We start from the raw sequence: 14,914 nt of genomic DNA, 5'->3' as shown, positions 1-14,914 counted from the left end.
CTGTCTGGATTCAGTCGTGACCTACCTGCTTATAACTTAAAATCGGCAGTGGACCAATTGAACGGTCCGCTGCCGATATTTTTTAACATCATTATTTGACAATGATCACGCGACCATCATGTTTTTCCTCCAATAATTGATGGCCCTTGACAAAGCCATCCCGAGAAAACGGTAAGGTATAGCCGATATTAACCGTCAGCTTACCGTCCCGCATTAAATCGACAACTGCTTGAAGCGCCTCACGATCCGTCATTGCATTGGTCGGGTGAATGTGGACAAACTTGATTGGCTTAGTTGTCATCGGCGAATTATGGGCAACACTGGCAATCGTCCCATTCGGTTTAACCATCCGCACGTCATCATCAGTGCCGGCTCCATTCATTGCACTGTTAATCACCACATCACCTTGATCCGCCAAAACAGTTGCCGGATCACTTTGATCATAAGCAACAAACCGAGTAGCCCCAATTGATTTGACGAAGTCCTCATTATGACTGGAAGCAATACCAATCACGTTTGCGCCAAGATCAGTAGCAATTTGGACCGCTAAGGAGCCAACGCCGCCCGACGCGCCTTTGATGATCACTGTTTCACCTGACTTAACATCCGCAAAATATTTAACGGCCTTGTACGCCGTTAACCCAGGGGTAATCAATCCGGCTGCCCGGGTTGGCGTAATGCCATCTGGAACTTGAACCGTTGCATCCAAATCAGCTAAGACGTACTCTGCGTATCCTTGCTCGGTGTGAGTCATGACCAGCTCACCCACAGCAAACGCACTCGCATTGGCGCCAACCTTAGCTACTTCGCCAACGACGTCACGGCCAGGGATCAACGGTGATCCCAGCTGGCCCATTCCGGCCCGCTCAGCCCGTTCACGATTATTGAGACCAATCGCAATCGTGCGCACTAATAATTGATTAGTGGCTGGCGTCGGGTCGGCCACTTCGTATTCTTGAAAAACATCTGGCGCCCCGTGCTGTTCATATCCATATGCCTTCATTGTGATCTTGCCCTCCTTAAAAGTGAGTGAAGCAAAGCGGTTAGGGATCGCCAAGTAGGCTAGCTGCTCCACGGCCGCCAAGGGGTGGGTCGATTAGCCAAGGAGCCTTAATGCAAGCATTCTTGACCAAGGAGCTTCCTGCAGCCGCAAATAGCTGTCCTAATCGTCTTACTAGCGCAATTGTAAGCGTAAACATTAAGAAGGGCAAGTATCTTGTTTAACTGGGTGCCAAAATAATTGGGGCTTTGCCGCCAAATAAAAAGCCGACGCAAGAAACGTCAGCCGTTGAATATAGCAATAATTTATTAAATATATAAAAATGGCGTTTAGCGGCCAAATTGCCACCAGTGTTTTTTGCGGCCAGTTGATTCATACCGGTCACCATTCGCAGAAGTCGGTTGATAATTATCAGGAATTGGATCCTTAACTTGGTCTTCGGCCGGTGCTTCTTCAATTGTTTTGGTTTGCGGTGAGTTTGCGCTCTTGTTTTCTAACTGTTTGAGCTTATTCTGCACGTCTAATTGCAGCCGTTGAGACTGATCTAATAATTGGTGGAGTTCCGCAATCTGCTTGTCTTTTTCTTCGATTTGTTTTCGTTGGTCTTCCAGCTGTTCAGCCAGCAAGGCACTCTGATCCTGAGTGGCGCTAACGGAAAGTTTGTTTTCAGTTTCTTTTTCTGATTTCTGGGTTCCGTTTGCACCGTTGGGTTGGTTCTTGAACTGACCCTTTAAAATTTGGATTCCTTCATCTTTAATCAGAATCTTGTTACCCTTTTTAACCGTATATGTAGACCGGAACTTGTCATCCATATGTTTTCTGATTGCGGTTTTAGAAACCGATAGTTCGTCCGCTAACTCTTTAATCGTTAGTTCCATGATGTCGCCCCCAAATAGGAATTTAATTCGCGAACAATTGCGTTCGCAGATACACAATGTTTATTATAATGACTAATTGCTTATTCGGCAACTTAATATCTGATGTTTGCGGCAAAAAATAACTTACAAAAACCAATAAGATTAAATTACGATTAGAGGTGTTTGTTGACAATCTCATCAAATTTGAGGTAAACTACTCGCAACGTCTACAATAACTTTCCCATCATATTCTCAATTATCAAGCATTAACTGATTCGATCGAGGAAAAAACCGCGATCGTTTTCGTAATTACTAATTAGACAGTTTGCAGTTATCATTTATTCAGTCCGTTATATTGTGAAGTTATCGTTAGAAGTTATTTTGAGCATTTATTTATGTAAATTGGAGTGGTATTAAATGAGCAGTTTAACCGAAAAAATGTTCCGCAAAGAAGATCCACTTGTCTACCAAGACAAGGATTCTCATCTGATCCGGAGCCTGACGACCAAGGACTTCCTCGCTTTAGGTGTTGGAACAATTGTTTCGGCTTCTATCTTTACCCTACCCGGCGTCGTGGCTGCCCAACACGCTGGTCCAGCAGTTGCGCTTTCCTGTTTAACCGCGGCAATTGTGGCCGGCCTAGTCGCTTTTGCCTACGCCGAAATGGCTGCCGCAATGCCATTTGCCGGCTCAGCTTATTCTTGGATTAACGTCATTTTTGGTGAATTTTGGGGTTGGATTGCCGGCTGGGCGCTGTTGGCTGAATATTTTATTGCCGTGGCCTTTGTGGCGTCCGGGCTTTCCGCTAATTTCCAAGGGTTAATCTCAACAATCGGTTGGAATTTACCTAAGAGCCTGGCCCACGCCTCGACTGGCAATAACGGCGGCTTAATGGATGTCGTCGCCATCGTCGCAATTATTCTTGTGACGATCTTGCTCTCCCGTGGTGCCTCACAAACAACTCGGGTCGAAAATACATTGGTGGTTCTTAAAGTAATTGCGATTCTGGTTTTTATCTTCGTTGGGGCAACCGCCATCAAGATGTCGAACTACTCGCCATTCATCCCTAAGTACCACCCTAATCCGGATGGTTCTGCGTTTGGCGGCTGGCAAGGAATCTACGCTGGGGTCTCTGAAATTTTCTTAGCCTACATTGGCTTTGATTCAATCGCCGCCAATTCGGCCGAAGCTAAGAATCCACAAAAAACCATGCCTCGTGGTATTCTAGGCTCTTTAGTGATCGCGGTGATTCTCTTTGTTTCCGTTGCATTGGTGCTAGTCGGTATGTTCCACTACTCTGATTATGCCAATAATGCTGAACCTGTTGGGTACGCGTTGCGTCGTAGCGGCCACGCCATCGTCGCAACCGTTGTCCAATCTGTTGCCGTCGTTGGGATGTTCACTGCTTTGATTGGGATGATGTTGGCAGGATCGCGGTTAGTCTACTCATTTGGCCGGGATGGGCTCTTGCCTAAATGGCTGGGCAAATTAGATCATAATCTTCCCAACCGAGCGCTCATCGTCTTAACGATTATCGGCATTATTTTAGGCGCGTTTTTCCCGTTTACTTTCTTGGCTCAACTAATTTCTGCGGGAACTTTAATCGCTTTTATGTTTGTTTCAATCGGCATTTACGCACTGCGGCCGCGTGAGGGTAAAGATATCCCCGAACCTAGCTTCAAGATGCCGTTTTATCCAATTCTACCCGGCCTTGGCTTCTTAGGGTCCTTTGCAATTTTCATGGGATTGGATATTCAAGCCAAAACCTATGCCATCGGTTGGTTTGTATTTGGGATGCTGATCTACTTTGCATACGGAATTAGGCATTCAACTTCAACGATTGATCGAGCAGCGGAACATAAAAATGATTAATCATCGAAGCTAAAACAAAATAATTTCAACAAGAACCGGTTAGCAGCTTATTCATCTCAACTGCTAACCGGTTCTTTATTATATTGACGGCTGAGATCAGCCTCACCAAGTATATTAGCCGCCAATTGCAGCCAAGGCGCCACTTAACACGCCTACTTTTCTTATCATTTTGCCCCCACACTCTGATTTGATTCAATCATCATACTTTAATTTGACGCTTAAAGCCCTTTAACGACAGCCAAAGGCCTAACCAGCAGATAGCGCCAATGACCACATTGATTAGCGCAATTGCCTGGACGGGGTAAGCCTCCGCTAGCGAGACGACTACCATGCCAATACTGCCCATGATGGTCCCACCAGCACTATATAGCGAAGAAGCTGATCCATTATCGTTTTCCTGCTGTTTTAAAACCAAATACGTTCCCGGCGGCCGGATTGCGCTGCTGGCAAGGGTGGCGGGAAATTCAGTGATGGCAAATAAAATTGGTCCGCCAACGCCAAAGACTAATACTAGAATACCGCTCACGATGGTTATCAAAAAACAACTATAAATAATCACAAATCGATCGACATATTTCGAGAGCGGAATGTAGATCAGCGGCCCTAAAAGCATCCCAATCGCGTTAAAAGCGAAAAACAGACTGAAGAGTTCACTGCTTAAGTGAAACGTGTTTTGAAAAATATATGACGATGACGAAATGAACCCCAGCGAAATGATCGACATTGTTGAAAATACCATCAACAAAGCTGAAAATCCCGGCGCCTTCAACAAAACCCCCAGCCGCCCAAATGACCTTAAAAGGCTGACAGTGGCGTGTTCCGGCTGGTGGGTTTCCTTAAAAATCAGTGCCCCCAATACAACCGTTAACCCCAACAGTGCTTGAGCAAAGAAAATGCCCCGCCAAGAAATAAACGTCAATAGCAATGAACCAATTACTGGCGCCACTGCCGGTGAAATCACGACCATTGACTGAACAACCGCCAAAGTAGTTTCTTGTTTTCTGCCAACGAAAACATCTTTGATAACGGCGGTTGCAACCGTTGTTGCCACCCCACCGCCACAGGCCTGTAAAATCCGAAATATAATAATCTGCGTGGCACTATCAGCAAGCCCACACAGAATGCTGGCAATGAGGTAGATCGTCAAGCCGACCAGCAAAATTGGCCGCCGCCCGTAACGGTCACTCAATGGCCCCCAAAAAAGCGTTGCAATGCTATAGAAAATAAAAAATAAGATCAAAGTCAAATTCATGATAATTTCTGGGACAGCAAAAAAGTGTGTCATTTCTGGCAGCGCCGGCAAATACAGATCCGTTGACAGGGGCACAAAGGCGCTCAACAGTGCTAAGAAAATAATAAATCCCGTATTGCCAAGTCGTGGTTGGATTTGATTTGAGTCCATCTGAATGCCTCCCCGTTTATTGTGTCGCGTCTGCTCACCATTTCGTGAGTGGTGATTGCATGATCCTTTCATCATTTTAACCTAAAACGGCTTAATGGGCATCAACATCGCTCAATTCCTGCAAGTTACGACTCAAAGTAGCTGTAAATTCAGAATTTTCTGACGATTATTAACAATTTTGTTCGGCTTTCGTGTACAATAATGGTAAATATAAGGAGTGATTTCAGTATGGCAACCTATCAAAATAAAGTTTATTTAGCTTCCCCATTTTTTAGCGATGGTCAAAAAGACCGGATTGACCAAGTTATTGCGTTATTAAAGCAGAACCCAACGATTGATAATGACGCCATTTTCAACCCACAAGAACATCAATTCGAACAGGAGCCTTTTGGCAGTTTCAAATGGCAGGACGCTGTTTTTGCATCCGATATGCGCCAAGTTCACAAAGCTGACGTCGTGGTTGCCATCTTGGACTATCAACTTGAAGACGGCCTTACTGAACCTGATTCCGGTACCGTTTTTGAAATTGGGTCCGCTCACGAAGCTAATATCCCGGTGATTATGGTTCAGTTTGGGGAAAACAGTCAATTAAACCTCATGTTAGCAAGAAGTTACACCGCCTTCTTTAATGGAAAAGCCGATATCCAGGGATTAAAGGATTATGACTTTAATAATTTGGAACAGAAGTATACAGAAAAAAAGGTGCTGTAGTCAGCTTAATTGCTAATCAAAAAACGCCTTCCATTATGAGCCAGCTCTCAGTTTTGAAAGCTAGTTCATTGAGGAAGCCGTTTTATTTTGCTTTAATTTAATCGTATTTTTCAGAATCACCAGCGGCGCTTACTTCTTTTTCCGGTTGGTAGCTAAGTGACGGCATCATATAGCGCATCCCAATACTGCTTAACGCTACCCATGGCAGGTAAAAAGCAATTTGGTAACGACTTTGAACTTCTACAGCTAGAAAAATCAAGGTCATGCCAATCAGAATGATTTCATTAATCAAAATACCGTTTTGCTCACGGGCGGCGCTTAAACTATCTTCTTTGGGGATTAATTGCGTCAAAAGGCTTAACAGAACCAAAACCATCATGGCAACTTCCCAGCCCGTCGAAATGTTGGTTGAGGAAGTAATTACTGATCGGGGCATGACATCCATCTGGCTAAACTTTTTTCGAGTATTTTCGTAAAATGAGACTTGCCCATATTCCGGTCTCATCAAAATTTCGGTCTTTTGATATAAGAACTTTCCCCAAGCTTTTCGCTTAGTCAAATAATGAACATTGTCCGCTAATTGCGTCGTCAACACCTGATTAAACCCGTCAAAGCGCTCAGCCATTGATAATTTCTGATTATGATTATATTTCTCCAAATTGGCCGCGATTTGATCAGAGTAGATGCCACCCGTCTTCGGATTGGTTCCCACTGCCAGCGTATAGGCTTCACCAACAGTTGCTTTTGCAATTGGAACCCCAAAGTACAGTCTGTCAATTCTTGGCTGCAGTTGGTTCAAGCCAAAGAAAGCCATCGCGACCACCAAAATGCCAATCCTTGGCACCCAAAAAGCCGCTCGTCGTTCACGTTCGCCGGTCATCTCATTTGTCTTGGTTGAAGGAGCTTCTTTAAATCTAAACCAGACAAACAAACTATAACCAATTCCAAAAGCCATCGAAAGCGGTCGAATGCTTTGCGCAGCGTCTAAAACCACAGCAATCAGGCCAACCGTTACCCAGAAATGCCAATCCGAAAATGAACGATAATTAACCAATCGCTTAAGTAGCCATAAACTCAAAAACAGTAAAAATACCCAAGTAGGTTCTGCGCCGATTAACGTTGTAAAAAGATACCACGTTGGCGTGAAGAAAAAGACCATTGCGGCAAACATGCCAACATGACGATTAAAGAAATAACTGACAATGTTCATAACCAAAATTGCTGTCAATGCACTTACCACAACGTTAAAAAACTGAATCACTTTCGGTGAGTTGGCAAATATCTTAAATAAATAGTTATAAAGGTTCGCAATATGTAAGACATGGGGAAAGATACTATCTAAATCTAGAACCCCAACGTGATACATCCAGTGCCATGAATCCCCGTTAGCCCTAGAAGCAGCCAAAACATTGTAGCTGTACATATCAGAGATTGGGTGAAGTTTAAAGACTAATATCAGCACAATCTTTGGAATTGACATCAAGCCAATAAAGGCAACCAACCAGCCGGTAAAGCGTTTCGCGAAGAACCCGGCAAGCTGCCATAGAATCATCAAGCAAATCATTGCCAGCATTGTCCAAGTGATCAGGCCATCGGTGTTGGGCGCAAAGGATTTATAAAAAATTCGAAAATATCCCGTAATGGTCGCCGCCATCAACCAAATGATTGCTAAAATTGCCGCACCGGTCACTAAAAAATAAGTTAATTTGAGAAAGCCCGGCTGTTTCATTTTCATCATTTCATCACCCGATCTTTCGCCGTTCTTGGCTGATAAGCGTGTTGATAAGATGATTCATAAATAGCAGTTTGGGCCGGTTTGCGCCGTGACGTGTAAACCGTTGACTGATCGTGGGCCGTTTTGGACCAATCATTTTTGCGCGTCACCAACCTAAACAAGGCAATAAAGGCCACTGGTGCCATTAACCAGGAATAAATCAAGTTGCCAATCGCCATCATCAGGACTTGTTTGATACTCAACGCTTTAATCTGAGCATTTCCCAGATGATCGGCAGCGAAAATCATCAACGCCGTAATCACGGTTCCAATTGAAATAACTGTGAAAGCAGCGATGATGGTGCCTTGTGGCCACATCACCAAATGAACGACTAGCACGATCGTTGCCATAAATGAACTAATTGTAAACAGGATCGAGAAAAACGGTAAAATCATGAAAACGAGCAGGTCAGTTTTTAATTGTGGTGAGATTTGCTTGGACCAAAAGACCTGTTTACCATATCTAAACAAACATTGCATGCCGCCATGGCACCAGCGAACCCGTTGCTTGACCAATGGCCGATACTTTAAAACCCCTTCTTGAGGCATAAATGTATTGGCTAAAAATCCCCCAACGAAGCCGTGTAACAGGCCATTGATGCTAAACTCCAAGTCGTCTAACAGTGAATTATTCCACCTGATGGTATTCGCCATTTCCAAAGTCATAAACTGGCCGTTACCAGAGGCAATCGCACTTCCCCAGCCCATGCGGATAACTTGTTGCAATAAGTTGGGGACGCCAAATTCAAATTCCTGCATCAATGTCAAGAAGTTATGAATGTTATTAATTGCAATCCCCGTTTGCAATAGGTCATACTTCGAATGCGTAAACCCATTATAGACATCCATTAAAATTTGCGCATTGGGCTGAGAATCACTGTCAATGACTCCGACCACCACATTTTTAAAATCAACGGCGTGCTTCACAATCCACGCCAGACCGTCATTTAATGCCTCGCCTTTGCCTTTTTGGGCGTTTGGAAATTTTCGGGTCAACACGTGAACGCTGGGATTATCTTCGAAAGCCAACAATTTTTCATGAGTCCCGTCATTCGAGCCATCATCAATGATAACCAACGTTGTCGTGACTGGCAGCGGTTTGATCGCCGTTAACAGTCGGTTGACGGTGCCAACAATTTCATTAACTTCGTTTAGCGCTGGAACCATAATGTACAAATGCGTAATCTGGCGAATCTTGTGTTCTGAAAATCGCCGGTGGATATCTTTGTAACAAAAAATATTAAACAGGTTCAAAATACTAAACCCGCCAGTACAAAATAGTGAAATGAACAAAAAAACCCACATTAGTGTCAAAAAATGCATGTAATTCCCCCTAGTGAGCGAAGCAAAGCGGTTAGAAACTGGAGCATAAGGCATCTTGGTCGGAAATCCCGGGCTTGGATTTTTGGCCAAGATGTTTTATGCGGAAGTTTCTGCTTTGCGCAGCTGTCCTAAATCAGTGAGCGGAGCAAAGCGGTTAGAAAGCGGAGTGTAAGGCTCCTCAGACGGAAATTTCCGGGCTTGGAATTTGTGGCTGAGGTGCTTACACGGAGCTTTCTGCCTGGCGTAGCTGTCCTAAATCAGTGAGCGAAGCAAAGCGCTTAGGGATCGGAGTGTAAGGCTCCTCTAGCGAAAATCCCCGGGCTTGGGATTTTTGTTAGAGGTGCTTACGCGCAGATCCCTGCTTTGCGTAGCTGTCCTAATCAGCGAGCGAAGCCAGGCGCTTAGAAGCAACCATCTCCCAGCATTCCCCGTGTATCTAAGCAATTCTTCGCCCCATTAACCAGCAATTTATTCTTAGATCTTGCTTCTCATTAATTTAAGGAAGGCTGGAAGCAAAACTCACAGTCTTGTTTCCAGCCTTTCCCAGCCTGATGAGTCCAGACTAATAGCTTATATTTAGTTTATTTCAAAAGTCCCAGCACGGAAAGAGACTGTGATGTTTGTAAACATTGACGAGTGTAACCGTGTGGTTAACCGGTGTTCGCTGACCCGGGGTGGTTGTTTCATAGTTCCATGGAACGTGCTTTTCTGCAACCGTGTAGTGATATTCATTGCCTTGGGCATCATATTGCGGCAGATAAGCAAAGGTTGTTTGAAACCCATTGCAGTTATCTAAGATTGCGTGGCGATAGGGATTGCCATCACGATACAACGTCACTGTAATACATGGTTTGCATTTCCAGAACGGCACATTTTGCCACTGCTTCACAACGTTGACATACGTGTAAGTATTTTGCCATTGATAAACGTTAGTTAATGTAACAACGCCATTTGCATCCGGAGCAATTTGCGGGTTGCCTTGCGGATCAGTTTTATAACGATTGGGAACATTCGCTTCGTTAACCGTGTACTTAATCGCATGACCGTCCTTGGCAAACTTTTCCAGCCCACTAAACGTAGCGGTATAGGCGTTGTCGGCGTTTAAGTCAACCGTCTTGCCAGTATCAACCCCATCGGCATAAAGCTTAGCTGAAGTTGCTGGGGTAGTGACGTAACAAGGAACGTCTTTCCAAACCTTCTTAACGGTCACATTGGTCTTTTGATCAACATAATTACCAGAAGCCGAACCCTTGCCCATTGTCAAAACAACGGTCTTTGTGTTTGAAGTCGTCACTGGCGTACCAGTAGTTGAATTGGTCACATCCGTAGCATTGATCGAAGCCGTGTTCGGTAAGTCAAGTTCTTGGCCAAATTGACTATAAGCATTGTCATCAGAGATATTCGTTGTCAACATAATATTGATGGCTTTGTCCAATGACCCATTCCATTGAAAGTCAAACCCAGTAGCGCTTGGCGTAACGGTATATTGAGTAGCCGGCAATTTTTGACCGGTGGCATTATCCGTCACGTAAATTGAACTTGGATCAATGCTTTGAGCACTGGTATTGCCGAGTTTATCTTGAACTTTAACGTTATTTAACTTGTGATTATTTGGATTAACCAGGATTTGCCAAGTCACTTGTGATAGTGTCCCGTTACTCCGAACAGATTCATTCTTAGCCCAGCCATTCTTGGCTAAGTAGACATTGACGCCATAACTTGGTGTAAATGCCCGCGTCCCGGTAACCGAGAATTGAAGGGTCCCATTTCGGTCAGTATGATATTTAGCCCAGTAAGCAGCGTTGCTAAACGTTACCTGACCGGTTGTTGTATTTGGGTCGGCCGTAAATTGACCAACGGTTTCTTGGGTATTGGATGCTTTAATATCAAACTTCTCAGGTGTCCTAAAAACGGCCCCCGTCGGTAACGTAACGGTCGCGGTATCCCCGTCCTTAACCGTCACGTTGTCATTAATCTTAAAATTATAAGTCAAATTGTGAACCGGTCCTGCATACCACTTTTGTGAATCCGTGGTTGAGACCGTCGCGCCGTTTTCTTGTGCGTCATTAGCAGTCAAACCAGTTATTTGACTATCAAGACTATCGGCACTGGCACTTTGTGAAACAACAGCCGCTTGAGCAAACGAACAAAGCAAAACAGCTACAATCGCAAGCAGCCGAAAATGCTCAGCAGCAAAATGATAAATTTTGTGCAAAGTCTTCCCCATTGTGTATCTCCCCCTATTCAATTTTCCGAAATAACAGCGATTCTCACAAGTTGGTCATGTTAGTCGATCAAGTAACCACAAGCCCCTTAACTTATAGTTCCAAATCAGTACTTACTTATTATAATCACTGTTATACCGGTACAAATTGATATTAACGCACTCCGTCAACTCATTCAAGATGCGTCTTTAAACTATTCATTGAGTTGTTATTAATTATTTTTCACAAACTCGCATTGCACATTAATCACCATATTTGTTAATGGCGATCTTGGCGATTATGGGTTTATGATTTTTAATATTAATTTAGTAATCAACTTTTACGAATTTTGAATTGCCAGTGATATAACCGCCACTTACATGGTATCTCAAGGCACCATGCTTGGTAACACTGTTAGCGTGGCTGTAATCAAAATTGCTAACTTTCAGATTAGTGCCCTTTTTAATATGGACCTTGTTGCGGCGCGTTAAGTTAACCGTTCGATAACGATTAAGCGTCTTCTTGACTGTCACGTACCGAACCTGTTTGTGCCGGCCCATCTTGATAAGTTTGCGGTTTCCGGTAATATAGTTTTCGTTATTAAGAACATAACGGGTCGTTAGGTTATGATGGACAAACTTTGTCACGTGGAGAATTGTCCCTTGCTTGTAATGTTTAACCTCACCTGTCAAGTTGACCCGTTTATAAGCATTTACACCGCGGGGATTAATCACCGTCAACGTCTGGTGTTGACTATGATAATAAACTGGGCGGATATATGCCCACTGCGCAGTGATATAGCCGCGCTTGTTTTTGTTCTTAGTTAGGTGGTTAACATCGCGAACTTTATAACGCAAGTGACCGTTCTTAGAGTGCGCGTAACCAGTAACCACAAACATTGGTCGGTAAACGCGAGGCTTACTAACATAGTGAGCTTTGCGTTCCTTCACCTTGAACGTATTGTGCTGATACATATAGATTTTCTTCAAAGCATAGACTGCCTCACCAATTTTAGCCGTTCCCGCCGGTTCAGCCGGCTGTTCGGTTGTAGTCGTCGTTGGCGCGGTTGGCGTTGGGGTAGGAGAAGGCGTCGGTGTCGGATTAGGTGTTGGCACAGGTGTAGGTGTTGGAGTAGGGGTCGGATTTGGCGTTGGGTTAGGCGTTGGGTTAGGCGCTGGCGTGGCTTTCTTTGACACATAAACATAAATTGTTCGGGTAGTGCCATCAGTTGGGTAGGCAACCTTAGCTGGCCAAGTTGTTTGCAGCGGGTTGGCATCACTCTTCTGGCCAGCTGTCCAGCCACTTACGGTATAGCCTTTTGCAGCTATCGTCTGAATCCACTGGTCGGCTTTGTTAATGGTCAGCTCTTTTTTAGTGTCCGATCCTTGACCAAAATTGGTGGTCGCAAGAATTATTCCTTGATCATCGACAACCTTCGCATTCAATGAACCATAATGGACAACTGGTGTTTTCTTAGTGACATACACGTAAACCGTTTCAGTCACTGGTGTCGTATCGCTGGTTGGATAGGGGATTTGTGCTTGATCAACTAATGGCCGAATGGGATTGGCAGCACTTTTTTTGCCAATTGTATAACCGTCAACTGTATATTGGTTGCTTGGCGCGATTGCTGTAATCCAATCATCCCCTGCCTTAATGATGACCGTTGGCTGACTTGCGTTTCCCGTTCCTAAGTCTTGGGTTGTCCCCATCTGTTGGCTGGTACTGGCATCAATCACTTCACCATTTAGCTTCCCATAGTTAACATTTTTCTTGATATACACCTTAATGGGTGCTGGCGTTGACCCCCATTTGATGCTTTCAGACTGGGCTTGGTTGTCTTTTAATTCACTAGCCGTTGCATAATGGTAGCCCGCTGGTATGGTAACCTTCTGATCAGTCATTAAAGTTTGAACATCGCTGATATCACCAATATCAACGTTATCCGGCCGACTTAAAGTGAAATCAGCCTGAACTTGCTTACCAGTATCGACGTCAATAAATTGTCCGGCTAATGCGGTTTGCGGACTATCGGCAATCGTTAAGGTTGCTGTCTTCACGGCGCTCACGCCATATTGATTGGCAGCGTAAAGTGGGATTTCATAAGTCTGATTATTCTTAAGCTGATCATAATCAAGGGTTGTCTTATCAAACCCGGAACCAAAATGGACCGTGTCGGTTGTCGGTTGGTTGTTGATGTCCTTGAGATCTGAGTAAAAGTTTGGCAAAAGCACCTGGTCGGCTTTTAGCTGCTGCTGATCATAGAGCATCTTTCTCGCGTCGGCCAACGTCATTGTCAAATGCCGCGGTTTAAAGTCCGGGACGTACCCGGGATCAACGGAGTGGTTGTACTTCATTTCGACAATTTTATTCCCATCATTGTCGACATTGGGAGCCACTTCCGCCTCACTCGCTTCAATATGCGACGTTACCTGAAGCCGACTGGTCGATGAAAAGGTGCCAACCGAAAATGGAATGTTGTAACTCACTCCAGCAGCCAGGCCGCTTAACGTAAAAGTAACTTGTTTTTCATCTGGAGAAACGGTTAACGTTGCCGGCTGCAAACTAAACGTGCCGTCAGGGTTCGCCTTGTAGACACTCAAAGATTTTGGTGATAAAAACCGATAGTCAAGATGCGCCACCGGATCATCGGTTGATAGCTTCCACGTCAACGTCTTGGGGACTCTCTTTGGATCAGTTGGCAACGTGATTTGAGCCCAAGATGCCGTGGCCGGCTGCGTAAACGAGTAAACTAGGCTTTCGCTTGCAGTACGAAACTCATCGTCGGGGTTAGTTGGGCACCAATAATTCGCATTAAAGCGATCATTGCCAACCGGATTGAATCCTTGGGGAAAAGCCAATCCTCCAAAACCACCAAAAATCTGATTACCGAGGCCATCAGGCGTGGCTCCACCCTTAAGCTCTGGTTTAATGTTAATGGATTCATTTAAGTGATTGGTTGGATTGCCTTTGACTGGAATAAAATCAACTTTGACCGGCGAATACGTCTGAACCTTGCCAACCCCCGCTGCTGTTTTTGCTGTTGTCTTAATGAAAATTGAAAATCCGGCTTTAGCTAATTGATCATATGGCACATCCCTCGTTGCCGTGATATGAATCAAGTCCGGATGATCGTTACCCGTTGTCCGATCAACTGTCACTTTAAAGATATCACCCGAAGATACAAAGTTCGGTTGCAGTGAATTAAGATCAAAGGCTGGATTGCCGGCTTCATCTTTTGGCACGGAAATTTGGACTTGATCGCCTTGCTGCAATTGACCGCCGGTATTTGAAACCATTGTCAGATCAAAATTAATCCCCCAGCCCCCTTTATAAGTGCTGTTTGGATTAATGTTTGTGGTTAATTTAAATGGACTGCTGCCAACTGAATCATCTGCTGAGGCAGTTGAACTCAAAAAAAATAGCGCCATGATAAGTCCAGTTATCACAGTCAGAATAGATGTGATAACCCGATATCGATGGCGTTCTAGTACATTATCTGTTTGCATAAATAATCTTCCCCCTTTAGATTAAGTATTCCCCATCAATCTGTAGCCAAACGTGTCTGAATATTATCCAGCGACCGCGCCATTCCCCCGATTGAGTGACCCGGTTACTTATTAAAAGTTAATAAATCAGATATATATTCATCACCCACTACACCGTCATTGTATTATTTGTCATTTATATAAGCAATAGCTACTTGTTTTTCAACCTAAAAAAATATCTCTGAAGTTATCTCCAGAGCTACTTTTTTAGGTGATATAAACTT

The 14,914-nt window shown here is 44.2% G+C and carries 9 protein-coding genes; 2 read left to right on the top strand and 7 right to left on the bottom strand.

All coding sequences use genetic code 11. The annotated features are described in order from the left end of the window. Positions 1 to 91: 91 nt before the first annotated feature. The gene (locus YK48G_RS02965) at positions 92 to 1,003 is read right to left on the bottom strand and encodes an NADP-dependent oxidoreductase (RefSeq protein WP_203629229.1); all 912 of its coding nucleotides are present in this window, start codon (positions 1,001 to 1,003) and stop codon (positions 92 to 94) included. 326 nt (positions 1,004 to 1,329) lie between these two features. Next, positions 1,330 to 1,878, bottom strand: a complete 549-nt coding sequence (locus YK48G_RS02960; protein ID WP_203629228.1) for a helix-turn-helix domain-containing protein — start codon at positions 1,876 to 1,878, stop codon at positions 1,330 to 1,332. Between the two features lie 396 nt (positions 1,879 to 2,274). Between YK48G_RS02960 and YK48G_RS02955 the strand changes: the two genes are divergently transcribed. After that, a complete protein-coding gene (locus YK48G_RS02955; protein WP_203629227.1) occupies positions 2,275 to 3,729 on the top strand; it encodes an APC family permease in 1,455 nt (484 codons plus the stop codon). Between the two features lie 199 nt (positions 3,730 to 3,928). On the opposite strand, the gene YK48G_RS02950 is transcribed toward YK48G_RS02955, so the two are convergent. Beyond that, a complete protein-coding gene (locus tag YK48G_RS02950; protein WP_203629226.1) occupies positions 3,929 to 5,131 on the bottom strand; it encodes a multidrug effflux MFS transporter in 1,203 nt (400 codons plus the stop codon). A gap of 228 nt (positions 5,132 to 5,359) precedes the next feature. Between YK48G_RS02950 and YK48G_RS02945 the strand changes: the two genes are divergently transcribed. Beyond that, a complete protein-coding gene (locus YK48G_RS02945) occupies positions 5,360 to 5,842 on the top strand; it encodes a nucleoside 2-deoxyribosyltransferase (protein ID WP_203629225.1) in 483 nt (160 codons plus the stop codon). Between the two features lie 97 nt (positions 5,843 to 5,939). Here the strand turns inward: YK48G_RS02945 and YK48G_RS02940 are convergent, their stop codons facing one another. The 4 genes from YK48G_RS02940 to YK48G_RS02925 form a co-directional block, all read right to left on the bottom strand. Further along, entirely contained in the window at positions 5,940 to 7,580 is a 1,641-nt protein-coding gene (locus tag YK48G_RS02940) for a glycosyltransferase family 39 protein (protein ID WP_232365259.1), read from the bottom strand. Continuing rightward, positions 7,577 to 8,938: a glycosyltransferase family 2 protein gene (locus tag YK48G_RS02935; RefSeq protein WP_203629224.1), complete on the bottom strand. Its 1,362-nt coding sequence runs from the start codon at positions 8,936 to 8,938 to the stop codon at positions 7,577 to 7,579. The genes YK48G_RS02940 and YK48G_RS02935 overlap by 4 nt, the downstream gene beginning before the upstream one ends. Positions 8,939 to 9,524: 586 nt before the next feature. After that, a complete protein-coding gene (locus YK48G_RS02930; RefSeq protein ID WP_203629223.1) occupies positions 9,525 to 11,165 on the bottom strand; it encodes a Cna B-type domain-containing protein in 1,641 nt (546 codons plus the stop codon). Positions 11,166 to 11,468: 303 nt separating this feature from the next. Continuing rightward, positions 11,469 to 14,651 carry a DUF5776 domain-containing protein gene (locus YK48G_RS02925; RefSeq protein ID WP_203629222.1) on the bottom strand — a complete coding sequence of 1,061 codons (3,183 nt, stop codon included), beginning with the start codon at positions 14,649 to 14,651 and terminating at the stop codon, positions 11,469 to 11,471. Between the last annotated feature and the right edge of the window lie 263 nt (positions 14,652 to 14,914).

It is taken from the genome of Lentilactobacillus fungorum, from assembly GCF_016860605.1.
GTDB lineage: Bacteria > Bacillota > Bacilli > Lactobacillales > Lactobacillaceae > Lentilactobacillus > Lentilactobacillus fungorum.
Note: the sequence above shows the minus strand (reverse complement) of the source record. Positions and strands in the feature narration are given on the sequence as shown.